The 24132-nt window shown below is 71.5% G+C and carries 17 protein-coding genes; 16 read left to right on the top strand and 1 reads right to left on the bottom strand.

What is annotated here, in order from left to right; translation table 11 throughout:
- The first annotated feature begins 119 nt into the window (after positions 1-119).
- From V2J52_RS14750 to V2J52_RS14735, 4 genes are all read left to right on the top strand, one after another.
- Positions 120-2126 (top strand): S8 family serine peptidase, encoded by a 2007-nt coding sequence (locus V2J52_RS14750; protein ID WP_331228489.1) that lies wholly within the window; start codon positions 120-122, stop codon positions 2124-2126.
- Positions 2127-2287: 161 nt separating this feature from the next.
- Positions 2288-2905 (top strand): TetR/AcrR family transcriptional regulator, encoded by a 618-nt coding sequence (locus V2J52_RS14745; RefSeq protein ID WP_331228488.1) that lies wholly within the window; start codon positions 2288-2290, stop codon positions 2903-2905.
- A gap of 94 nt (positions 2906-2999) precedes the next feature.
- On the top strand, positions 3000-5567 hold the full coding sequence (locus V2J52_RS14740; RefSeq protein ID WP_331228487.1) for an MMPL family transporter: 2568 nt from the start codon (positions 3000-3002) through the stop codon (positions 5565-5567).
- 167 nt (positions 5568-5734) lie between these two features.
- Positions 5735-6772 carry a LacI family DNA-binding transcriptional regulator gene (locus V2J52_RS14735; RefSeq protein WP_331228486.1) on the top strand — a complete coding sequence of 346 codons (1038 nt, stop codon included), beginning with the start codon at positions 5735-5737 and terminating at the stop codon, positions 6770-6772.
- A 132-nt stretch (positions 6773-6904) separates the two neighbouring features.
- Here V2J52_RS14735 and V2J52_RS14730 read toward each other — a convergent pair whose 3' ends face one another.
- A complete protein-coding gene (locus V2J52_RS14730; protein WP_331228485.1) occupies positions 6905-9559 on the bottom strand; it encodes an alpha/beta hydrolase-fold protein in 2655 nt (884 codons plus the stop codon).
- A gap of 566 nt (positions 9560-10125) precedes the next feature.
- Between V2J52_RS14730 and V2J52_RS14725 the strand changes: the two genes are divergently transcribed.
- From V2J52_RS14725 to V2J52_RS14670, 12 genes are all read left to right on the top strand, one after another.
- Complete coding sequence (locus tag V2J52_RS14725) at positions 10126-11109, top strand: carbohydrate ABC transporter permease (RefSeq protein ID WP_331228484.1); 984 nt, start codon at positions 10126-10128, stop codon at positions 11107-11109.
- Entirely contained in the window at positions 11106-11963 is an 858-nt protein-coding gene (locus V2J52_RS14720; RefSeq protein ID WP_331228483.1) for a carbohydrate ABC transporter permease, read from the top strand. Before V2J52_RS14725 ends, V2J52_RS14720 begins: the two co-directional genes overlap by 4 nt.
- 26 nt (positions 11964-11989) lie before the next feature.
- Positions 11990-13330 carry an ABC transporter substrate-binding protein gene (locus V2J52_RS14715; protein WP_331228482.1) on the top strand — a complete coding sequence of 447 codons (1341 nt, stop codon included), beginning with the start codon at positions 11990-11992 and terminating at the stop codon, positions 13328-13330.
- Positions 13331-13431: 101 nt separating this feature from the next.
- Complete coding sequence (arfA, locus tag V2J52_RS14710) at positions 13432-14931, top strand: arabinosylfuranosidase ArfA (RefSeq protein ID WP_331228481.1); 1500 nt, start codon at positions 13432-13434, stop codon at positions 14929-14931.
- Positions 14928-17261: a beta-xylosidase/alpha-l-arabinosidase gene (locus V2J52_RS14705; RefSeq protein ID WP_491062138.1), complete on the top strand. Its 2334-nt coding sequence runs from the start codon at positions 14928-14930 to the stop codon at positions 17259-17261. The genes arfA and V2J52_RS14705 overlap by 4 nt, the downstream gene beginning before the upstream one ends.
- Positions 17258-18202: a sugar phosphate isomerase/epimerase family protein gene (locus tag V2J52_RS14700; protein WP_331228480.1), complete on the top strand. Its 945-nt coding sequence runs from the start codon at positions 17258-17260 to the stop codon at positions 18200-18202. The genes V2J52_RS14705 and V2J52_RS14700 overlap by 4 nt, the downstream gene beginning before the upstream one ends.
- A complete protein-coding gene (locus V2J52_RS14695) occupies positions 18199-19101 on the top strand; it encodes an NAD(P)-dependent oxidoreductase (RefSeq protein ID WP_331228479.1) in 903 nt (300 codons plus the stop codon). Before V2J52_RS14700 ends, V2J52_RS14695 begins: the two co-directional genes overlap by 4 nt.
- Positions 19098-20885: a dihydroxyacetone kinase family protein gene (locus V2J52_RS14690; RefSeq protein ID WP_331228478.1), complete on the top strand. Its 1788-nt coding sequence runs from the start codon at positions 19098-19100 to the stop codon at positions 20883-20885. The genes V2J52_RS14695 and V2J52_RS14690 overlap by 4 nt, the downstream gene beginning before the upstream one ends.
- A gap of 5 nt (positions 20886-20890) precedes the next feature.
- Positions 20891-21346, top strand: coding sequence for a ribose-5-phosphate isomerase (locus V2J52_RS14685; protein ID WP_331228477.1), 456 nt, complete (start codon positions 20891-20893; stop codon positions 21344-21346).
- Positions 21347-21637: 291 nt separating this feature from the next.
- A complete protein-coding gene (locus V2J52_RS14680; protein WP_331228476.1) occupies positions 21638-21925 on the top strand; it encodes a hypothetical protein in 288 nt (95 codons plus the stop codon).
- Between the two features lie 107 nt (positions 21926-22032).
- Entirely contained in the window at positions 22033-22578 is a 546-nt protein-coding gene (locus tag V2J52_RS14675) for a PH domain-containing protein (protein ID WP_331228475.1), read from the top strand.
- On the top strand, positions 22575-24125 hold the full coding sequence (locus V2J52_RS14670) for a PH domain-containing protein (RefSeq protein ID WP_331228474.1): 1551 nt from the start codon (positions 22575-22577) through the stop codon (positions 24123-24125). The genes V2J52_RS14675 and V2J52_RS14670 overlap by 4 nt, the downstream gene beginning before the upstream one ends.
- Positions 24126-24132: the final 7 nt, after the last annotated feature.

The following is a 24132-nucleotide window of genomic DNA, read 5'->3' as shown; positions in this document are numbered from 1 at the left end:
CGGTGCGCCCACCGCGCCATCGGCCGACCTCCGACGTACGCTCAAGACCGACAGCGTCAGCGAGGACGTCCACCGGTTGGACCGGGAGGTCTCGCAACGCTCCAGGCAAGGGGGCCGCGATGGGCAGCGCAGCGACGGACGACCGCGAGAGGCGCGGCCGAGACTTCCCTGAGCAGATCTTCGCGGTCGCCTCACCGGTGTCCGTCGATGGCCGCTCGCTGTTCTCGCCGGACCTCCAGGTGACGGCTGCGACCATCGCTGAGCTGACGTGCACCGAGGATGCCGTCCGGCGGGCGGTCGTCGCGCTGGAGCAGGCGGGGTTCGAGGTGCTGCAGGCCACGAGCCTGATGGTGAACTTCGCCGGTCCGGCCGAGCTGTTCGAGGCTGCCTTCGGTGCCCGGCTCTTCACCGAGGAGCGGCCGGTCATCAAGCCGGGCTCCGTCGCGACGACGGGCACCTTCATCGACACCGTGGGCAGCATGGGCAGCACAACGAGCGGGCTGATCGAGACCGCGGGGACCCCGTTCGGCGAGGTGCTGACCGGTGTCGCCATCGAGGAGCCGTACTACGTCGACGTTGTCGCAGCCGAGCCGCCGAACGTCGACTACTGGCACCTGGCGCTGCCGACAGAGCTTGCGGCCGCACTCAAGGCCGACCTCGCGCACCGGTCGGTGACCGGCGACGGCGTGCGGGTGGCGATGGTGGACACCGGTTTCCAGCGGCATCCGTTCTTCGCCGAGCACGGCTACCGGGTGGAGCCGGTGGTGCTGGGGCCGGGCACCGCCGACCCGGACCTCGACGAGAACGGCCACGGCACCGGGGAGTCGGCCAACATCTTCGCGGCGGCGCCGGGCGTCACGCTGCTACCGGTGAAGACCGCGGCCTCGTCCGGCGCGCTGGTCAACGTCACCGCCGCGTTCAACGCTGCCGCGGCGCTCGCGCCGGACATCATCACCAACAGCTGGGGCTCGAGCCAGCCGACCGGACCGTTGAGCGCCGCCAACCAGGCGCTCGCCGCGGCGGTGGCGAGCACCGTCGCCAGCGGCGTCGTCGTGGTGTTCTCGGCGGGCAACGGCTCGTGGGGCTTCCCCGGCCAGCACCCGGACGTCATCGCCGCGGGCGGCGCCTACCTCACCCTCGACGGCGAGCTGCGGGCGTCGGACTACGCGAGCGGCTTCGTCTCGACGATCTACCCGGGACGCCGGGTGCCGGACGTCTGCGGCCTCGTCGGGCTGCTGCCGCACGCGATGTACCTCATGCTCCCGGTGCCCGCCGGCTCGGTGATCGACGAGGGCAACGCCGGCGGCAGCCACCCCGACGGCGACGAGACCGCGCCGGACGACGGGTGGGCCGCCTTCAGCGGTACCTCGGCCGCAGCCCCGCAGCTCGCCGGGGTCTGCGCGCTGCTGATGCAGACCGCACCGGGCCTTGCCCCACCGCGGGTGCGCGAGCTGCTGCGGGCCTCGGCCCGGGACATCACCACCGGCAGTAACCACCCGGAGTTCGGCCATGAGGCGGTCGCCGGGCCGGACACCGCCACCGGCCACGGCCTGGTCGACGCGTACGAGGCGGTCGTCCTCGCGCGGGAGGAGGTCTCGGCGGTGGACGAACCGGCGCCCGGCGAGCCGGTGACGCCGGTGGTAGACCCGGCAGACCCGGCGCCGCACGAGCAGGTCCTGCCGGAGCGAGCGCCGGACGAGCCGTCCCCGGCCCCGGTGGACGTTGCCGAGCCGGTCCGGGCCGGTGCCGCCCCTGACGACGGCGGGCCGCCCGTCGTCGCGATCGTCATGCTCCGGCCGGCCACCGAGAGCCATGGCCCGGCGCCGGCGACGGCCGCGCTGCTCGGGCAGGCGCCGCGCGCCGAGACGGTCACGGACGTCGCCGCGGCGCTGGTCCGCGCGGGCTTCCGCGTCGGTCCGCCCAACGGGCCGACCCTTGCGGTCGAGGCGTCCGCCGCGGTGTTCGCCGAGTTCTTCGGCACCGCACCCGTCCCCGCCCGGGACGGCGGATGGACGACGCCGGCCGGTGACGAGCTGCCGCTCGACGCGGCGCCGGTGGAGGTGCGGGGGGCGCTCACCGCCGTCGTCCTCGAGCGTCCGGCCGAGCTGCACCGGCCGGACCGGTAGTCGCCCGGCCAGCACCGGCCGACGAGCACCGGCCCGGCCAGCCCCGGCCTACCAACTGCGCCCGACCAGCACCCGCCAGCCACGTGGCCGCCGCCACCGTGTGGCCGATTGCACTCCGGGCAAAGTTGCACGCAGTGCAGGCGAGGCGAACACTGGTTGGTATGTCCGAACCCACCAGCCGGCGCGAGCTGAACAAGGCCCGCACCCGGCAGGCGCTCATCGACGCCACCCGGGAGCTCGGCCAGCAGCGCGGGCTGGAGAACGTCACCGCCGAGGACATCGCCGAGCGTGCCGGCGTCTCCCGCCGGACCTTCTTCAACTACTTCGCCGGCATCGAAGGGGTCGTCGCCGCTGACCTGGCGGCGCCGCTCCAGCGCATCGCCGAGGTGCTGCACCGCCGGCCGGCCGACGAGCAGCCGATCACCGCGATCATCGCGGCGCTGCGCGAGCAGCCGCTCGGCGCCGAGATCCTGCTCGGCTGGGTCCCTGCCGCGAGGCCCTCCTCGGCCCAGGGCCGCGAGCTGGAGCTACGCGTCTGGCAGCACCACGAGGAGTGGCTCGTCGGCGTCCTGCAGCAGCGGCTGGGCACCGAGGACGACCTCCGCGCAAGGTCGCTCGCCGCCGCCGTCATGGCGATCTTCGAGGTCGTCCAGAAGGCCTGGCTGCCCACCGCGGCCGAGCTGGGCGCCGAGGAGGCCGTGGCCGCGTTCAACCACGAGCTCGCGCGCGTCCTCGGCTACGCCGGCGACGGCTGGCGCCACCCCCGACCCGACCTCTGATGCCCCGCCCGGGGAGCTCGTGCTGTGAGCGACCGGGCCACCACCGCACGCCTCCGGCGCCCGCCGCCAGTGAACAACCCCCGAAAGGAAGACCGTGGCCGCACTCCTGCACCGCGTCGGACGATGGAGCGCCCAGCACCGCTGGACCGCCGTCATCTCCTGGCTCGTCATCATCGCCCTCGCCGTCGGCGGCACCCTCGCCTTCAGCCAGCCGCTGGGCGACGAGTTCACCGTCCCCGACAGCCGCTTCCAGCAGGTGCTCGACGAGCTGGAGGAGGAGATCCCCGACGCTGCCGGCGGTATCGGCACGGTGACCTTCACCGCTGACGACGCCTTCACCGACGAGCAGCGTGCCGCCGTCGCCGAGGTCACCGAGGAGTGGACCGACCTCGACGGCGTCATCGACGCCTCCGACCCGTTCACCACCCAGGCCCAGCTGGACGCCAGCCGCGACGAGATCGCCGCCGGGCGGGAGCAGCTCGAGGCAGGACGGGCCGAGCTCGAGACCGGTCGCGAGCAGCTCGCTCCCGCCGTCGCGCAGCTCGACGAGGGGGAGGCCGAGCTGGCCGCCGGTCGCGAGCAGCTCGCGACCCAGCGCACCGAGCTCGAGGCCGCCGGCACCGCGATGCCGCCGGCCGCGCTCGCCGCCGCGCAGGAGCAGCTGGCGGCCGCCGAGGCCGAGCTCGACGCCGCCGAGCAGGAGCTCGCCGCGGGCCGCGCGGAGCTCGAGGCCGGCGAGCAGCAGCTCGTGCAGGGCGAGGAGGAGCTCACCGCCGCCGAGACCCAGCTCGACCAGGGCGAACGGCTCGCCGACCTCACCGAGGGGCTGCGCCAGGTCTCCGAGGACGGCGACGTCGCGATGACCCAGATCCGCTTCGAGTCCGCCGGCGGGCAGCTCGACCCCGAGGTCACCGCCGTGGTCCAGCGGGTCGGCGACGCCCTCGCCGCCGACGGCGTCGAGGTCAACTACAGCGCCGAGATCACCTCTGACATCTCGAGCATCATGGGGCCGGCCGAGCTCATCGGCGTCGCGGTCGCCGTCATCGTCCTGCTCCTGCTCCTCGGCTCCGTGCTGGCCGCGGGACTGCCGCTGCTGACCGCGCTGGTCGGCGTCGGCGTCGGCCTCGGTGGCGCGATGGCGCTCAGCGGCGTCGTCGAGATGACCAGCGTGACCCCGGCGCTGGCGCTCATGCTCGGCATGGCCGTGGGGATCGACTACTCGCTGTTCATCCTCAACCGGCACCGGATGCAGCTCGCCGAGGGCATGGCCGTGCGCGACTCCATCGCGCTGGCCACCGGCACCGCCGGCAACGCCGTCACCTTCGCCGGCGGCACCGTGGTCATCGCGCTCGCGGCGCTCACCATCACCGGGATCCCGTTCCTCGGCACCATGGGCCTCGTCGCCGCCGCAACCGTCGTCGTCGCGGTCCTCGCCGCCATCACGCTCACCCCCGCGCTGCTGTCCTTCCTCGGTCAGCGGGTGCTGCCGGCGCGGCAGCGCGCCCGGCTGGTGCGCCGGAACGGCGACGACGGCGCCTCCCGTGGCTGGGCAGCGGCGGTGCAGCGCCGGCCCTGGCTGGCGATCCTCGGCGTCGTCGCGATCACCGCGCTGCTGGCGGTCCCGGCCAGCCAGCTGCGCCTGGGGCTGCCGGACGGTGCGCAGGAGCCGGCCGACTCCACCGCCTACCGGACCTACGACACCATCCGCGACAACTTCGGTGCCGGCGCGAACGGACCGATCATCGCCGTCGCCGGGCTCGACGCACCGCTGGACGACGCCGCGCTCACCGATCTCCAGCTCGACATCGCCGAGGACCTGCAGGCGGTCGACGGCGTGCAGTACGTCGTGCCGTTCGGGGTCAGCGAGGACGGCGACACGCTCGCCTTCCAGCTGATGCCCGCCGAGGGGCCGTCGGACGAGGCGACGGTCGCGCTGGTCGACTCGCTCATCGCCGGCCAGGACGACCTCGGTGCCGCGCACGGCGTCGAGGTGGGCTACACCGGACAGACCGTGGCGAACATCGACATCTCCGAGCAGCTCGGGGACGCGCTGCCGATCTACCTCATGGTGGTCGTCGGTCTCTCGCTCCTGCTCCTGCTCCTGGTGTTCCGCTCGATCTGGGTGCCGCTGCTCGCGTCGGCCGGCTTCCTGCTGACCGTCGTGGCCGCCTTCGGTGGCGTGGTCGCGGTCTACCAGCTCGGCTATCTGTCGGGGCTGTTCGGGGTGCACGAGGCCGGGCCGGTCCTCAGCTTCCTGCCGATCATCCTCATCGGTGTGCTGTTCGGGCTGGCGATGGACTACCAGCTGTTCCTCGTCTCGGCGATGCGGGAGGTCCACGTGCACGGCGTGGACGCGCGCACCGCCGTCGTCAAGGGCTTCAACCAGTCCGCCCGGGTGGTGACCGCCGCGGCGATCATCATGGTCTCGGTGTTCGGCGGCTTCGTGTTCGCCGAGATGGCGATGATCCGGCCGATCGGCTTCGGGCTCGCCTTCGGGGTGCTCGTCGACGCCTTCCTCGTGCGGATGACGCTCACGCCCGCCGTGCTCAGCCTGCTCGGCGAGAAGGCCTGGTGGCTGCCGCGCTGGCTGGACCGGGCGCTGCCGAACGTCGACGTCGAGGGCGCCCGGCTCGAGCGGGCTGTCACGTCCGGCAAGGCGTAGCCGCGCGCTCGGCTCGTCCTTCTCGTTCAATGGTCGTGCGTTCCTGCGGCGGTTTCTGACGGAGAAGGGCGAGTTGAGCGCGTTGGCTCGCGCGGCGGACGGCTCGGATACTGTGGGCAGTCTGACACCTGATGTGGCGTCCGGGGATCTCGGCGAACGGGAGAACGATGGGCACGACGATGCACGACGTCGCCCGGTTGGCGGGCGTCTCGGTCAAGACCGTGTCCAACGTGATCAACGACTATCCCCACGTGCGGCCCACCACGCGTGACCGGGTGCTGGCAGCCATCGACACGCTCGGCTACCGTCCCAACGTGTCGGCACGCGGCCTGCGGTCCGGCCGCACCGGCGTCATCGGGCTGGCGATCCCCGCGCTGCGCGAGAACTACTTCGCCGAGCTGGCCGACTCCGTCATCCACGCCGCGCAGGACCACGGGCTGAGCGTGCTCGTGGAGCAGACCAGCGGCGACCGCGACAAGGAGCTCATCGCCGTTTCGGGCGGGCGGCTGCGGTTCACCGACGGTCTCATCCTCAGTCCCGTCGGGCTCGGTCAGAGCGACGCGGAGCTGCTCGATGTCGCCTTCCCCCTCGTCCTGCTCGGCGAGCGGATCTTCGGCGGGCCGACGGACCACGTCGCGATGCACAACACCACCGCGGCCGAGGTGGTGGTGGCCCACCTGCTGGAGGTCGGACGGCGGAGGATCGCGGTGGTCGGTGCGAGCGGCACCGACCTCAGCGACGCGAGCTCCGCAAGCCTGCGCATCCGCGGGTACCAGCGGGCGCTCGAGGCGGCCGGGGTCGACTTCGACCCGACCCTGGTGCGGCAGACCCCCACCTGGAGCCGGGAGTCCGGCGCGGCAGCGGCGCACGCGCTGGTGGCGGACGGGACCAGCTTCGACGCGGTCTTTGCTCTCAACGACACCCTCGGGCTGGGCGTGCTCCGCGCGCTCGGGGAGGAAGGGCGCCGGGTCCCCGAGGACGTCGCCGTCATCGGCTTCGACAACATCGAGGAGTCGCGGTTCGCGCTCCCGTCGCTGTCCACCGTCGACACCGGCCGTGACGAGATCGCCTCGATCGCGGTGGATCTGCTGGTCGAACGGATCAACGCCAAGGGGGAGCCAGCCCCGCCCCGCACCATCAAGCCGGAGTTCCGGGTCGTCGGGCGCGAGTCGACGCTCGGGGCGCAGCACCAGCCGCACGAGTAGCACGGCGGCCGGGGCTGCGGCGCCGGGACACGCATGAGCGCGGTCGGTCGGNCCCCCCCCCCCCCCCCCCCCCCCCCCCCCCCCCCCCCCCCCCCCCCCCCCCCCCCCCCCCCCGCGCCCGGTCGTGGAGCGTCAGTCCACGGGGAACAGCGAGACGTACAGGCTGCCCGCGTAGGTCCCCGCCTCGGTGTCGACGGGGACGTCGAGCACCAAGGCTGCGGAGACCGACGTCGAGCCGACCCGCCCCTCGGCGTCGGCCGATGCCAGGGTCCTCGGCGTCGCCAGTCCGGACCCGTCATCGATCGCGGTGGCGACGGTGGCGCCACCGGTCACGCCCGGCCGGGGCGTGCGCAGGTTCGGGATCCAGCCGAGGTGGTCCGCCGTCACGGTCCGCCCCGCTGAGGTGAACGCGTCCGCCAGCCCGGACACCGTCCAGCCACCGAGGCCCGCCTGCTGCGCGGTCCGTGAGTCGCTCACCGTGACCTCGGGGAGCGAGCCCAGGAGCCGCAGCCGGTCAGCGCGGTTCTCCGGGGTGGACAGGGCCACCCCGTCGCCGTAGTCGCCGACAGTGAGCGCGAGCACGCCCGCCTCCCGCTCGGGGATGGTCGCCTCGATCGGGATCCCGTCGCTGGTGTCGGCGGTGAACAGCCGTGGCAGGAAGTCGATCAACGACTTCTGCCAGACGTCCCAGCTGTGCGGCCCGGGGATGATCGTGGCGAACTCGTGGTTGACCCCGCGCTCGGTCAGCGCGGCGACCATGCCGAGGGTGGCGTCGTAGGTGAAGTCCTGGACGTCACCGCTGTAGATGCGCAGCAGCGTGGTGCCGGCGTTGATCGCCTCGACGTCGGCGTCGGCCGGCGGGGGGCTGAAGGCCGAGAAGGCGCCGACGTAGGCGAACTCGCCCGGGTGGGCGTACAGCGTGGACATCGCGTGGCCGGACCCCATCGACAGGCCCGCCAGGGCACGGTCTGCCGGGTCGGAGCTGACGTGGTACTCGGACTCGACCGTCGGGATGAGGCGCTGACGGATCTCGTTCGGGTAGTTGACGCCGTTGCCGTTCGCCATCACCACGACCATCGGGACGATGGTGCCCCTCAGGTAGTGGTTGTCGAGGATCTGCGCGGCGAAGCCGACCTCGATCCAGTCCGCCCAGGTCTGTCCGCCGCCGTGCTGGAGGTAGAAGACCGGGTAGGGCTGCTCGCGGTCGGGATCGTAGTCCGGCGGGGTCCAGACGTAGGCCGACCGCTCCTGCTCACCGGCGGTGCTGGTGTAGCTCATGACGTCGACGTCGCCGCGCGACTCGGGCGCGACGTCCCCGGTGTACTCGCCGCGGATCCCGTCCCCGGCCACGTAGAAGGTGCTCCACGTCGGTTCGGAGACGACGCTCGACGGGTTGGACTCGTCCTTGTGGTCGACACCGTCGACGACGAACTTGTAGTAGTACGAGCCGCCGTCCAGCGGCCCGAGGGTCAGCCGCCACCGGTCGCCTTGCTTCTCCATGGGGATCCGCGACCAGTTGCCGGCCGCGGCCCAGTTCGCCCAGATCGTCACCTCGTCGGCGTCGGCGAACTCGGTGCCGGTCTCGAAGGTGACGATGCCGTTGTCATCGATCCACGGAGTCGGGGTGGTTCCCGGCGCGGGCAGCGAGTGGAGCCCGTCCACGGCGAGGTGCCCCTCGCTGGGGCCGTCGTCCTCGACGTCCTGGAACAGCCGGGGTGCGAGGTCGTGCAGGGCCTTGCGCCAGGTGTCCCAGCTGCCGCCGGTCTCGGGGGTCACGCCGTCGAACTCGTGGTCGACCCCGGCGGCGTCGAGCTTGCCGAGCAGGCTGACGTTCTGGTTGTACGACGGGTCGGTCGTGTTGCCCACGTACAGCCGCACCAGGTCGGTCGAGGCGTTGATCGCCTCGGCCTTGGTGGGGCTGACGCTGCTGATGAGCCTGCCGGACAGCGACGCCACGTGCGAGAACTCGCCGGTGTCGGTGAGGAGGAGGTTCAGTGCCTGCAGGCCACCGCGGCCGATGCCGGCGATCGCCTGGTCCGCGGGGTCCGCGGAGATGTTGAACGCGTCGCGCGCGGCAGGGACGATGTTGTCGAGGACCTCGACGCGTGCGTCGGTCTCCGGACCGTCACCCATGACGACGACCATCGGCTCGATCTCACCCTCGACCGCCAGGTTGTCGAGGATCTGCGCCGCCCGACCGAGCTCGGACCACTCGCGGTGGCTCTGCCGCTCGTCCTGCAGGAGGTAGAGGACCGGGTAGGGCTCGGCGCGGTCCGGGTCATAGCTCGGTGGCGTCCACACCACGGCAGAACGCTCTGACTCGGTCACCGTGCTGTCGTAGGAGATGGTCTGCAGCTCGCCGCCGGCGGGAACGTCGGAGATCCACTGCACCGACGCGCCGGGGATGAACAGCGTGTTCCAGCTCGGCTGCGAGGTGACCTGCTGGGGGCTGTCGGGGTTGCGGAAGCTGATCGGCTCGTTGCTGCCCGCGACGGTGGCCTCGTACCGGTAGGTGTACAGGCCGGGATCGAGCGGGCCGATCGAGACGTTCCACGTCCCCCCGCCGAGCCCGGTGTTCAGCCTGGCCAGGCTCTTGCCCGGGCCGAAGTCGCCCACCACGTTCATGCCCTGGGGTGCGGCGCCCGCAGCGGCCTCGACCGCCTCGTTGGGCACCGAGAAGCGGTTGACCTCCTCGGTCGGGTGCCAGATCCATGAGTCCTCGGTGATGGCCGGGGCGGCCTGGGCGGTGACCAGCGATCCCATTGCCAGGACCGCCGCCGTCGCCACCACCCCCACGGTTCTACGCACACCGGTACGGCGGCGATTGTGCACGTTCACATGCGTCACGACTATTCCTCTCGATCGATGCGTGCGTCGATGCACGCGATGTCGCTCGGGGACAGGCGCCAGTACGGCGCGATGCGCCCAGCTGGACGAGGACCACGTGTTGCTCGAAGGCCGTGGGTGATGACCATTTACAACGTAGTAGATAGGCCCTCGGCCAGAAGTATGGGTGCCCTGGTCGGATGCGTCAAGGGCCATCGCCCGGCCGGCGCCGTCGTCGTGGAACACGCGGGCGTCAGGCTCTTGACAGCACCACGGCCGTGGCTGCACGATTGCAGCGTCTGGATCTACTACGTTGTAAAAATGCAGGTGAGCGACTTTCGGCGGCACAGGCCGCCGTCGGTGAGCTCGCCGGAGCCAACGGTGCAGGTCAGCGCGCAGCGGCGCACGCGGTCACCTCGACGGGGAGGCGGGAATCAGTATGAGAGCGTTCACACCAATCGTGCTGGTGCCTCATCGGCCAGCAGCCGGTGGCCGTGTCGACGAGGACTGGGAGCAGTGAGCAGAGCATGAGCACTGACACACGACCGAGGGTCAGACCGAGGGTCAGGCCGAGGGTCACCATCCCTGGCGAGGAGCGCGGCCTCCGCCGAGCGAAGCGGCTGCTGTACTCGCAGAAGGCCGCGCCCTACTTCTTCATCGCACCCTTCGTCATCACCCTCGCCGCCTTCTGGACGGTCCCGCTCATCAGGGCGTTCGTCATCAGCACGCAGGAGGTGCTCTACGGCGACGCCACCTTCGTCGGGCTGGAGAACTACCGGAAGCTCGTGAACGATCGAGTGTTCTGGCAGGCGATGTTCAACAGCGTGCGGTACATGCTGCTCACGCTCGTCCTCCTCATCCCGATCCCGATGCTGCTCGCGGCCGTGGTGAACTCGAAGATCGGCAGCGAGCGCATCAAGTCCTTCTTCAAGGCGTCGATGTTCGTCCCGGCGCTCACGTCGGTCGTCGTCGCGGGAATCATCTTCCGGCTGATGTTCGCCGAGACCCACACCGGCCTGATGAACCAGGTCATCGGCCTCTTCGGGATCGACCCGGTCCGGTGGCTGCGGGAGGACATCCCCGGCCTCATCGCGCTGCTGGTGCTGGCGATGTGGCGATACACCGGGGTGAACATGATGTACTTCCTCGCCGGGATGCAGTCGATCCCGACCGAGTACTACGAGGCCGCGTCCATCGACGGCGCGAGCAAGCTCCAGCAGTTCTTCTGGATCACGATCCCCAACCTCAAGCCCACGATCGTCTATGTCACGACGATCAGCATCTACGGCGGGCTGGCGATGTTCCTCGAGAGCTTCATGCTCTATGCCGGCAACGGCTCGCCCAACAACCAGGGCCTCACGGTGGTCGGCTACCTCTACCGCCGAGGCATCGAGGAGAACAACATCGGCTTCGCCTCGGCCGTGGGCGTCGTCCTCCTCGTGGTGATCATGGTGATCAACCTGACCAACCTCACTCTTTCGGGAGTCTTCAAGAAGGAGCAGAACCGGTGAGCGCGGGCCGTGAGAAGTGGCCGCTGCCACGGGGGTTGTTCCGGACGATCCAGGGACTGTTCCTGGTCTCGCTCATTGTGGTCATCCTCATCCCGCTGATCGCGATCTTCGTCGGGACCTTCCAGGACGGCAACGCGATCATCCGCAACGGCATCACCTTCGACGTCGACCTGAGCTCGCTGTCGCTCGACAACTACGTGATGCTGCTGACCGACTCGGGCCTGTACTTCCGGTGGTTCGCCAACAGCCTGCTGCTTACCGTCGTGCAGGTGGCCGGCACGCTGCTGGTGAGCTCGTTCGTCGCGTACGGGTTCGCGATGTACAACTTCCGGGGCAAGAACGTCGGGTTCGTCGCGGTCCTGCTCCTCATGACCGTCCCGTTCGAGATCATGATGCTGCCGCTGTACGTCATGGTGAACGACTTCGGGCTGGCGGACAACTACGCCGTCATCGTCGTCCCGTTCCTCGCCGCCGCGGTGACGATCTTCTTCTTCCGGCAGTACTTCCTCGGGATCCCGCACGAGCTGCTGGAGGCCGGCCGGGTGGACGGCGTCACGGAGTTCGGGATCTTCTTCCGGCTCGTCCTGCCCATCGCGAAACCCGCGATGGCGGCCATGGCGATCCTCAACGGAATGATCATCTGGAACAACTTCCTGTGGCCGCTCCTCGTGCTGCGCTCGCCGGAGAAGTTCCTGCTGCCGATCGGGTTGAACACGCTACTGACGCCGCACGGGAACAACTACGAGCTCCTCATCATCGGCGCCTTCGTCTCGGTCCTGCCGATTCTCATCCTGTTCGTCCTTTTCCAGCGGTTCTTCATCGCTGGAATGACCGCCGGAGCCCTCAAGGGTTAACAATCCACAAGAGATGGAGTCATGACATGAGCACAGCATCACGACTGAGGATGGTGGCCGCCGCCGGCCTGGCCGGCGCCCTGCTGGTGGCGTGTGGGGGTGATGGCGGAAGCAACGAGGGCAGCGGCAACGGCGGCGGCAACGGCGACGGGCCGGTCCCGCTGGAGATGTGGGTGTTCGCCGAGCTGCACGGCGCGCTGTACGAGGAGATGGCCGATCGCTGGAACGACGAGAACCCCGACAGGCAGATCGACCTGCAGATCTCGGTGTACCCGTACCAGGACATGCACAACAACCTCCAGCTCGCGGTGAACGCCGGGTCCGGCATGCCGGACATCGCCGACATCGAGGTGAGCAAGTTCGGGAACTTCGTCATGGGCTCGAACCCGCCGCTGCTCCCGCTCAACGACCCGGCCGCACCGTACATCGACGACATCGTCCAGGCCCGCCTCGACCTGTACAGCCGCGACGGCAACATCTACGGCTACCCGACCCACGTCGGCGGGATGGTGGCGTTCTACAACACCGAGCTGCTCGATGGAGCCGGGGTCGACTACACCACCATCGAGACCTGGGAGGACTTCGAGGAGGCCGGCGTCGCCTACAACGAGGCGACCGGCGCCGCGTTCGGCCCAGCCCCGACCGAGGTCACCTTCGTCCAGTCGCTGGTCCTCAGCCAGCTCGGCGGCAACCTGTTCGACGACAACGGCGAGGTCGCCGTCGACAACCCCGAGGTCGTCGAGGCCCTGTCGCTGCTCGCCGGCATGCAGGAGTCCGGCGCTCTGTCGACCATCCCGGGCGGGAGCCCGGACACCGAGGAGGCCTTCGGAGCGATCAACAACGGTGACTTCGCCGCGATCGTCTACCCCGGCTGGTACACCTCGCGCTTCGTCGACTACATGCCGGACCTCGAGGGCAAGATCGCGATCGCTCCCGCACCCGTCATCGAGGGCAGCGACGTCCTCACGATCGGTGGCGGCGGCACCGGCACGTCCGTGCTGGCCGACTCGCCGAACGCCGAGCTCGCAGCCGAGTGGCTCGCCTTCACCAAGCTGTCGCCGGAGGCGAACGTCGCGGTCTGGGAGGTCCTCGGGTTCGACCCGGTGAGCATGGCGGTGTGGGACGACCAGGAGGTCACCCACGCCGAGGACAACAGGTTCAACCAGTACTTCACGACGAACCTGTTCGACGTGCTCAACGAGGTCCGTGACGGCATCGGGCACTTCGAGGGCTTCACGCACCCCGACTTCCCGGCGGTCGACAGCATGTTCACCACGGTCGTCCTGCCGCAGATCTTCGACAGCGGTACACCCGTCGAGGACGCGCTCGGGCAGGCGCAGCGCGACCTGGAGAACCAGCTCGGGTAGCAGTGCCCCGAGTGACGCGACGTCGTCATGCCTCGTGGGAGTTCGATTGGGAGCAACGGTGCGTGAGCGTACCGGCGCCGCATCCTCGGAAAGGTCAGTACATGCTCGACACCTTCGTTAACCTGCATGCCGACGACGTCGTCGCACCCGTGAACCGACGCGTCTTCGGTTCCTTTGTGGAACACATGGGGCGGTGCGTCTACACCGGCATCTTCGAGCCGGGGCACGTGGAGGCCGACGAGAACGGGTTCCGGCAGGACGTGCTGGCGCTCGTGCGAGAGCTGGGGGTCACCCTGGTGCGGTACCCGGGGGGCAACTTCGTCTCCGGGTACCGGTGGGAGGACGGCGTCGGGCCGGTCGAGGAACGGCCCACGAGGCTCGACTACGCGTGGCGGTCCACCGAGACCAACGAGTTCGGCCTCAACGAGTTCATGGCCTGGGCGAAGCTGGCCGACGTCGAGCCGATGATGGCGCTCAACCTCGGCACCCGCGGGATCCAGGAGGCCCTCGACCTCCTGGAGTACACCAACCACCCCGCGGGCACCGCGCTCGCGGACCAGCGGATCGCCCACGGCGTGCCAGACCCGCACGACGTGCGGGTCTGGTGCCTCGGCAACGAGATGGACGGGCCGTGGCAGCTGGGCCACAAGACGGCCGAGGAGTATGGCCGGCTGGCGGCCGAGACCGCGCGGGCGATGCGCCAGTTCGACCCCGGCCTGGAGCTGGTGGCCTGCGGCAGCTCCGGGCGGGGGATGGCGACCTTTGGCGCCTGGGAGGCGACGGTCCTCGAGCACACCTACGAGCTGGTCGACTTCATCTCCGCCCACGCCTACTACCAGTGCGTCGGCGACGACTACGCGAGCTTCCTCGCCTCGTCGGTCGACATGGCCACCTTCATCGCCGATGTTACGGCGACCGCGGACCACGTCGGTGCCCGGCTCAACTCGTCCAAGACGATGAAGATCTCCTTCGACGAGTGGAACGTCTGGTACCAGCGTGAGCTCGAGGTGCCGGAGGACTGGGCGGTCGCGCCGCGGCTGAGCGAGAACGACTACACCGTCGTCGACGCCGTCGTCGTCGGCTCGCTGCTCATCACCCTGCTCCGCCACGGCGACCGGGTGACCGCTGCCTGCCTGGCGCAGCTGGTCAACACGATCAGCCCCATCCGTGCTGAGCCGGACGGTCCGAGCTGGCGGCAGGCGACCTTTCACCCCTTCGCGGAGATGGCCCGCCACGCCAGGGGGCAGGTGATGCTGCCGCGCATCACCGCGCCGACGATGTCGACCGAGCAGTACGGCGAGGTTGCGACGCTCGACTGCGTGGCGACGTACGACGACGCGACCGGCACGCTCGTCCTGTTCGCCGTCAACCGCAGCCCGGTGTCGCCGGCACGGCTGCGGGTGGACCTGGCCGAGTTCTCCCTGGTGGGCACCGTCGACGCCGTCGTCCTGCACGACGCCGACTTCGCCGCGGCCAACACGCAGGAGGACCCCGACCGGGTGCGCCTCCGGGCGCAGCAGGTGGACCTCGAGGAGGGCGTGCTCCTCTCGGAGCTGCCGCCGGCGTCGTGGAGCCGGTTCATCGTGGACGTGGCCCGATGACGATGCCAAGGAATGATGCGACGACGACGCACCGGGCGCCGAGCCTGGCCAGCGGCCTCAGCGACGACGAGCTGCTGGCGGAGATGACCCTCGAGGAGAAGCTGGCACAGCTCGTGGGCCTGTGGGAGGGCAGAGGGGGAGACGGCGGCGGCGAGGTCGCCCCGATGCAGGACGCCATGCAGTCCGAGGTCGACCGGCTCGAGGAGTTCGCCAGCCACGGGCTGGGCCACCTCACCCGGGTGTTCGGGACCCGGCCGGTCGACCCGGTCGAGCAGGCGCGGGCGCTGGTCGGCAAGCAGCAGTGGTTGCTGACCAGCACCCGGCTGGGGATCCCCGCGCTGGTCCACGAGGAGTGCCTCACCGGGCTGGCGACGTGGCAGGCGACGACGTTCCCGGCGCCGCCGGCGTGGGGCGCCACCTTCGACCCCGAGCTGGTCGCCGAGATGGGGCGGGCGATCGGCGACTCGATGCGCTCGCTGGGCGTCCACCAGGGCCTCGCGCCGGTGCTCGACGTCGTCCGCGACGCGCGGTGGGGGCGCGTGGAGGAGTGCATCTCGGAGGACCCGTACCTCGTGGGGGAGCTCGGCACCGCGTACGTCCGCGGGATGCAGGACGCCGGGGTGGTCGCCACCCTCAAGCACTTCGTGGGCTACTCCGGGTCCAGGGCCGGCCGGAACCTGGCGCCGGTCCACGCTGGCACGCGGGAGGTGGCCGACGTCCTGCTGCCGCCGTTCGAGATGGCGGTGCGCGACGGCGGCGCGGGCTCGGTGATGAGCTCGTACAACGAGATCGACGGCGTGCCGGTCGCCGGCGACGCCACGCTGCTCACCGACCTGCTCCGTGACGAGTGGGGCTTCACCGGCACCGTGGTGGCGGACTACTTCGGGGTGGCCTTCCTGCACACCCTGCACCGGTCGGCGACGGACCTCGGGGACGCTGCGGCGCAGGCGCTGGTCGCCGGCGTCGACGTCGAGCTGCCCACCGGCGCCGGCTACCTGGAACCGCTCGCGGCGCTGGTGCGGTCCGGCGAGGTCGACGAGGCGTACGTCGACCGTGCGGTGCGCCGGGTGCTCCGCCAGAAGCGCGAGCTAGGGCTGCTCGAGCCCACCTACGACCCGGTCGTCGCCGGCGAGGTCTACCTGGACCCGCCCGCGAACCGCGCCCTCGCCACGCGCATCGCCGAGGAGTCGGTCGTGCTCGTGACGAACGACGGCACGCTGCCCCTCCAGGCGCGCACCGTTGCGCTCGTCGGCCCCAACGCCGACTCGGTGAACGCGCTCTTCGGCTGCTACAGCTTTGCCAACCACGTCCTTGCCCGGCATCCCGATGTCGACATCGGGCTTGACGTCACCACCATCCGGGAGGCGCTCGTCGAGGAGCTCGGCGCGGACCGGGTGCGCTACGCCCCGGGGTGCGACGTGCGAGGGGAGGGCACCGGCGGGTTCGCCGGCGCGCTCGCCGCGGCGGAGCAGGCCGACGTCATCGTCGCGGTGATGGGCGACCTCGCCGGGATGTTCGGACGCGGCACGTCGGGGGAGGGCTGCGACGCGGACTCCCTCGAGCTGCCCGGCGTGCAGCGACAGCTCGTCGAGCAGCTGCTCGAGCTCGGCAAGCCGGTGGTGCTGGTGCTGGTCACCGGCCGGCCCTACGCCGTCGGCTGGGCCACCGACCGGTGCGCCGCCGTCGTGCAGGCCTTCTTCCCCGGGCAGGAGGGCGCCCGCGCGCTCGCCGGCGTGCTCACCGGCCGGGTCAACCCGTCGGGGCGCCTGCCGCTGTCGCTGCCGGGCTCGCCCGGTGGGCAGCCCTACAGCTACCTGCACCCGCCGCTGGGGGGCGCGAGCTCGGTGAGCAACCTCGACACCCGGCCGACCGCCGCCTTCGGCCACGGCCTGTCCTACACCGCGTTCGAGCACAGCGAGTTCTACCTGGCCGAGCCGCAGGTGCCGACCACGGGCACGGTCACCGCCCGGGTCCGGGTGACCAACGTGGGGTGGCGGGCGGGGGCGGACGTCGTCCAGGTCTATGCCCAGACGGTCGCCCGCGGCGTCACCCGGCCGACGGTCCAGCTGCTGGGCTTCGCGCGGGTGGCGCTGGAACCGGGCGCGACGGCCGACGTCGAGGTGCGGGTCCCCACCGCCCGGCTGGCCCACACCGGCGCGGACCGGCGGCGCGCCGTCGGGCCGGGGCAGGTGACCGTGTCGCTGGGCAGGTCCAGCGCGGAGCTGCTGGCGAGCCGGCCGCTCACCCTCACCGGCGAGGTGCACGACGTCGCCGGCGAGGACGCCCGGCTGATGTCGGTGACCGTCCGGCACGAGAAGAGGCAACGATGACCGCACCACGTCCGACGTCCGCCACCTGGCCGGTGGCAGCCGCGATGCTGCCGTTCCCGGCCTCCCACGACGCCTCGTCCAGCCGGTGGCGGGCCCAGCTCGCCGAGGTGGCGGCCGAGGGCTTCGACACCATCGACGTCACCGACTCGTGGCTCCGGGTGGGGGACCTGGAGCCGGCGCGGCTCGCCGAGCTGGCGGCGGTCGTCGACGACGCGGCGCTGCGGCCCGAGGCGGTGTCCGCCATCCGCCGCAGCGTCATCGACCCGAAGGTGGGGGAGGAGAACCTCGCCTACTCCCACCGGACCATCGACGCCGCCGCCGAGCTGGGCTGCTCCGTCGTCAGCGTCGGGCTCCACCGCCCGCTGACCCTGGCGCAGCAGGCGGCGCTGTGGTTCTGGACGGTCGACGGCCCGCGCGACAACGACTCGCCCGAGACCTGGCGGCTCGCGGTCCAACGGCTGCGGGAGCTGGCGGAGCACGCCCGGTCCGTGGGCCTGGTGCTCTCGCTGGAGATGTACGAGGACACACTGCTGGGCTCCTCGGAGTCCGCGGTCCGGCTGCTGCAGGACATCGATCACCCCGCGGTGGGCCTCAACCCGGACCTGGGCAACCTGTTCCGGCTCCACCGGCAGGTCGAGCCGTTCCTCGAGGCGGTCGAGCGGTGCCTGCCGGTGACGAACTACTGGCACGTGAAGAGCTACTACCGCAGCTTCGACCCGATGTCCGGTGGCACCCACACCGTGCCGGCACCGATGTACGCCGGGTCGATGAACTACCGCGCCGCGTTCCGGGTCGCCGTCGAGGCCGGCTTCACCGGCCCGGTCTGCGTCGAGCACTACGGCGGGGACGGGCTGGCGGTGATGGCGGAGAACCACCGCTACGTCCGCCGGCTGCTCGCCGCTGCCACCGGAGAGCTGCTGACAGGAAGAGGTGACGAATGACCGGGAACCAGCGGATCGTGGCCGTGCTCGGGCTGGGCGCGATGGGGCTGCCGATGGCGACCCGGCTCGCCCAGCAGCACCGGGTCACCGGGTTCGACGTGAGCGCGCAGCGGCGGCAGCTGGCCGCCGGCGCCGGGGTCGACGTGGCGGCGACGGCCGCCGGCGCCAGTGCCGCCGCGGACGCGGTGGTCATCAGCGTGCGGCACGCCGGCCAGCTGGAGGACGTGCTGTTCGGGCCGGCCGGGGTGGCCGCCACCCTGCGACCCGGTGCAGTGGTCGTGCTGACCTCGACGGTGGGGGCGGACGCTGCGGTGTCCGTCGCCGACCGGCTGGCGGCGCACGAGGTGTCGCTCGTCGACGCGCCGGTGAGTGGCGGCCCGGTGCGTGCCGGTGAGGGTGACCTGCTGATCGTCGTCGGGGCGCCGGACGAGGCGCTGGAGCGGTCCCGGCCGGTGCTGGACGCGCTGGCGTCGTCGCTCGTCGTCGTCGGCCCGCGGGTGGGGGACGGGCAGCAGCTGAAGACCGTCAACCAGCTGTTGTGCGGGATCCACACCGCCGCAGCGGCGGAGGCGCTGGCGCTGGCCCACGCGCTCGGGCTGGACCTGGACCGCACGATCGAGGTGCTCGGCAGGGGTGCGGCGGCCTCCTTCATGCTGGCCGACCGCGGGCCGCGGATGGCCCAGCAGCTCCGCGGGGAGGAACCGCCGCTGACCTCCCGGCTCGACGTCATCGCCAAGGACATGGGGATCGTCGCGCACCTCGCCCACGGCAGCCAGGTGGCGATCCCGGTGGCCGCCGCCGCCGAGCAGCTGTACCGCATCGGCCGGGCACACGGCATGGGCGCCGCCGACGACTCGGTGGTGACCACGCTACTGGCGGGCGGCGAGGAGGACCGATGACCACGCTCCACGACGATCCGGCCGGGTTCGCCGAGGACGCCCTCCGGGGTTTCATCGATGCGCATGCTGACGAGGTCCGCCCGGTACCCGGAGGAGTCGTCCGGCTCCGGCCCACCCGACCGAGGAAGGTCGCCGTCATCGTCGGCGGCGGCTCCGGCCACTACCCCGCCTTCTGCGGGCTCGTGGGTGAAGGCATGGCGGACGGTGCGGTCGTCGGCAACGTTTTCACGTCGCCGTCCGCCGCGGATGCGGCGGAGGTCGCGCGGCACGCGGACGCCGGCGGCGGCGTCCTCCTGCTCACCGGCAACTACGCGGGCGACGTCATGAACTTCACGATGGCTCTCGACCGGCTCGCCGACGAGGGGATCGACGCCCGCTACGTCGTCGTGACCGACGACATCGCCAGTGCACCTGTCGGGCAGGAGGACCAGCGCCGCGGCATCGCGGGCAATCTCACCGTGTTCAAGGCAGCCGCCGCCGCAGCAGAACGTGGCGATGACCTCGACGCCGTCGAACGGATCGCCCGGCACGCGAACGACCGCACTCGCACCCTCGGCGTCGCCTTCGACGGGTGCACGCTGCCGGGCAGCGCGTCGCCACTCTTTACGGTCCGCGAAGGACATATGGGGATCGGTGTGGGGATCCACGGCGAGCCGGGCATCGGCGAGGTCGAGATGCCCAGCGCGCGCGGGCTCGGTCGGCTGCTCGCCGACCGCGTCCTCGCCGAGGCCCCGACGAGCTCCAACGGTCGCGTCGCTGCCGTGCTCAACGGCTTGGGCCGCACGAAGTACGAGGAGCTCTTCGTCGTGTGGGCGACCGTGTCACAACTGGTGCGCGAGAAGGGGCTGACCGTCGTGGAGCCAGAGGTCGGCGAGCTGGTCACGAGCCTCGACATGGCTGGCTGCTCGCTGACCCTCATGTGGCTCGACGACGAGCTGGAGCCGCTGTGGCGAGCTCCGGCGGCTGCGCCCGCCTACCGCAAGGGTTCGGCAGCACGGCCGCCGGATGCGGCTGCGGCTGCGGCTGCGGCTGCGGGCAGCGTGACGCACGCCGTCGTGCCCGACCGTGCTGCGGTCAGCGACCGCGTCGATGTCCCGGTGTCCCCCGTCCAGCTGCGGCCGGGGCCGGGACGCAGAGCCGTCCGGGTGCTGGCTGCCGTCGAGGCGGCGGACCGGGAGGTCCGGAGCGTCGAGGACGAGCTGGGCCGGCTCGACGCAGTGGCGGGGGACGGCGACCACGGTCGAGGAATGGTGCGTGGGCTCACGGCCGCACACCTCGCTGCGGCAGAAGCGGTCGCTGCAGGTGCGGATCCCGGCGACACCCTGGTCCAAGCGGGTAAGGCATGGGCCGGCCGGGCCGGCGGGACGTCGGGGGTCCTGTGGGGGGCCATGCTGGAAGCTGCGGGCCAGACGCTTCCGGCCGGCGGTGAGCAGTGGGACGACTGGGAGCTCGACCCGGTCCGCGGCGCCGCGGAGGCAGTCGCGGCTGCGATCGGCGCGGTCCGCCGGATCGGCAGGGCCGAGGTCGGTGACAAGACGTTGCTGGACGCCCTTGTGCCCTTCCACGCGGCGCTGCTCGCCGATCCGGCCCGGGACCTCGCGACTGCGTGGTCACGGGCGGCGGCTGCTGCGCGTGCAGCCGCCGGGGCGACCGCCGAGCTCCGCCCACGCACGGGCCGGGCGCGGCCGCTCGCGGACCGTAGCGTCGGGCACGCCGATCCGGGCGCGACCTCCCTCGCCCTCGTGCTCTCCGCTGTCATCGGCTCGCCAACAGGGGAGGACTAGACGAGATGGAACAGCTGCGGATCGCGCTCGGCAGTGACGACGCCGGGCTTCAGTACAAGGAAGCTCTGCGCGACGTCCTCGAGGCGGATGATCGCGTGACAGCGGTCCTCGACGTGGGGGTGGCCGCCGGTGAGCACACCCCGTACCCGGACATCGCGGTGGCGGCAGCACGGAAGGTCGCCGCAGGCGATGTCGACCGCGCCCTGCTCGTGTGCGGCACCGGCCTGGGGGTGGCGATCGCCGCCAACAAGGTCGCGGGCGTACGCGCCGTGACCGCACATGACAGCTACTCCGTCGAACGGTCCGTGCTGTCCAACAACGCGCAGGTGCTGTGCCTCGGCCAGCGGGTGATCGGTCTGGAACTCGCCCGCAAGCTCGTCCAGGAGTGGCTCCGGCACCACTTCGACCCGGCATCGCCCTCCGCTGCGAAGATCGCGCGACTCGACAGCTACGAGACCTGACGCCGCATCATCCTGGGTTGTCGGCCGTCCCCCTCGCAACTGAGCCGCCGCGCTGTCGATGATTACCTGGCGAATCGTTACAAGCGACGGCGGACCTCGCGCTCGCGGAGGCCACGGTGCTCGCGTCGACGGGCCAGCCGTGCGATCCAAGTCTCGACCGGCGGAAGTTGGAGTTTGCGGAGAGGGTGCAAGTGGGGTTGGAGTCTCACGTGGCGAACCAACTAAGCGTGGCTTCAGTTCTTCCTGACCGCCATCAACAAGCAAGCCCAGGATGGCTCAGCTCGCGCGCGCATGCTCGTCCAGAAGCGAGAGGAGTACCTGGCGGAGGCGGCCACCTCACGGGCGCGACTGTCCGTCGTTGCCGACCTCATCTTCAAGAACCCGGTCGTTACTGTCGCCGCCGTCCAGGAGGCGTCAGGGTTGACGAACCAAGGTGCCCGGAACCTTGTCCTGGACGCCGTGCACCGAGGGTGGCTGGCCAAGGTGGGGTCGATCAGTGGTCGCCATCTCTGGGTGGCCGCAGAGGTGTACGCGATAATCCATCAACCCGTGAACGAGGATCAGGGGGCACGGGACTGACGCCGGGGCATCAGCATCGAGGTGGAGGCGCTCCCAACCTCGCGGCGGATGGCGGGGCAGAAGGCGGTCCGTACGCTGAGGGCGACCCCGACCAGAGGAGAGAGCTCGTGCTAGACCCCGCGCCCGCGCAGTCGCCGTCCGCCGAGCCGGAGGGCGTACTGCCCGCCGACGGGGCACCCCGGCCGCCCCGTCACCGCGTCGCCCCGGCGGCCCGCACCTACTGGCTGGTGTCGCGCGCGTCGGTGCTGGTCGTGGCGCTCGCGGTGACGGTCGGGCCGGCGCTGGCGTGGGAGCCGGGCCGGACGTGGCTGCTCCTCGTGGCGGCGGCGCTGGCGGTGCTGCTGGTGCCCGGCGTCGTCGTCGCGCCGTGGCTGCGCTACCGCACCCACCGGTGGGAGGCGACCGGGACCGCGGTGTACTCGCGCACCGGGTGGCTGGGGCGCGAGTGGCGAATCGCCCCGCTGTCGCGGGTGCAGACCGTCGAGGCCAAGCGCAACGTGCTCCACCGGGTGCTCGGCCTGGCTGCGGTGTCGGTGACGACCGGGTCCGCGTCGGGCGCCGTCGTCATCCAGGGGCTCGACGCCGACGTCGCCGAGCAGCTCGTCGGGCAGCTGACCGACGCTGTCGCCCGGACGCGGGGGGACGCCACATGACCGTCTCGTCGTCGCCGCAGGAGGCGGCGGAGGCGGACGTGCCGACGGTGCCCTGGCGGCGGCTCGACGCGCGCATCGTGCCGGCCGCGCTGCTGCGGATGCTCGTGCGGCTGGTGCCGGCAGCGGCCGGCTGGTGGTTCTTCAACACCGACAACGACGTCGCCCGGTACACCGTGATCGCGCTGGCCGCGCTCGCGGTGCTCAGCCCGCTCAACCAGGCGCTGAACTACCTCAAGGTCCGGTACCGGCTCACCCCCGAGGAGCTGCGGCACACCACCGGGCTGCTGGTCCGCAAGAGCAACCGCGTGCCGCTGCACCGCATCCGCACCGTGGACATCACGGCCCCGCTGACCAGCCGGCTGTTCGGCCTGGCGGTGCTGCGGGTGGGCACCGGCGGCAACGCGTTCACCGGCACCGGCAGCGGCAGCGGCACCGTCGTCCTTGACGGGCTGCCCCGGCGGGTGGCGCTGCAGATGAGGCACCAGCTGCTCCAGGCGGCCGGGCCGGACGTCACGTCCGAGGTTGACCCCCGGCTGGCCGGTGCGTCCGGCGACGTCGTCCAGACGGTGCGGTGGCGCTGGGTGGTGTTCGCCATGGTGGGTGCGTGGCTCGTCGCCGGGCCGCTGAGCGTCGTCGGTTCCACCTATGGGCTGGTGTCGCTGTTCGGCCAGGAGGAGTGGGTCGGGGACCGGATCAGCTCGCTCGTCGACCAGGTGCCGTGGGGTGCGTGGGCGGCCGCGACCGTGGTGCTCGCCGTCGTCATCGGGGCGGTGGCCGGCGCGGTGGTGTTCACCGAGGCCTGGTGGGGCTTCCGTCTCGTGCGCGAGCCCGGCGGTCGCTTCCTCGCCACCCGCGGGCTGCTCACCACCCGGTCCTTCACCGCCGACCAGGAACGGCTGCGCGGCGTGACGGTCAGCCAGTCGGTCACCATGCGGCTCCTGCGCGGCGCCCGCGTGCTGCCGGTGATGACGGGGGTGAGCCTCCAGCAGATGATGTCCGAGACCGCGGCGCTGCTGCCGACGACCACCCGCGACGTCGCGATCCGGGTGAGCAACACCCTGCTCGACGACGCCGTGCTCGACGACGCCTTCCTGCCGCCCGGCGGCCCGCTCGTCGCGCACCCGCCGGCCGCCCGCCGCCGCGCCGTCGTCCGCTACCTGCTGGCGACGGCGGTGCTCGCCGGGGTGCTCGCCGCGGGGGCCGCCGCCGGCTGGTGGTCGACTGCACTGCTGCTGGTGCCGGCAGTCCTGGTGCCGGTGAGCGTGGTCGCGGGCGTGGGCTACTACCGGGCGCTCGGCCACCGGCTGGCGGGGGACTACCTCTACCTGCGGCGCGGCTTCTTCAACCGCCGGACCGACGTCCTGCAGGTCCGCGGGATCAACGGCGCGCAAGTGCGGCAGAGCCTCATCCAGCGGCTCCTCGGGCTGGCCTCGCTCACGGTGACGACGGCGGCGGGCGAGCAGGGGTACGTCGGCGTCGACCTGGCGCTGGCGGACGCGACGGCGCTCGCGGCGGCGGTGACCGAGGAGCAGCTGCTGGTGGTGTGAGGTCCCC

The sequence above is a fragment of the Georgenia sunbinii genome, assembly GCF_036421875.1.
Taxonomy (GTDB): domain Bacteria; phylum Actinomycetota; class Actinomycetes; order Actinomycetales; family Actinomycetaceae; genus Georgenia_B; species Georgenia_B sunbinii.
Note: the sequence above shows the minus strand (reverse complement) of the source record. Positions and strands in the feature narration are given on the sequence as shown.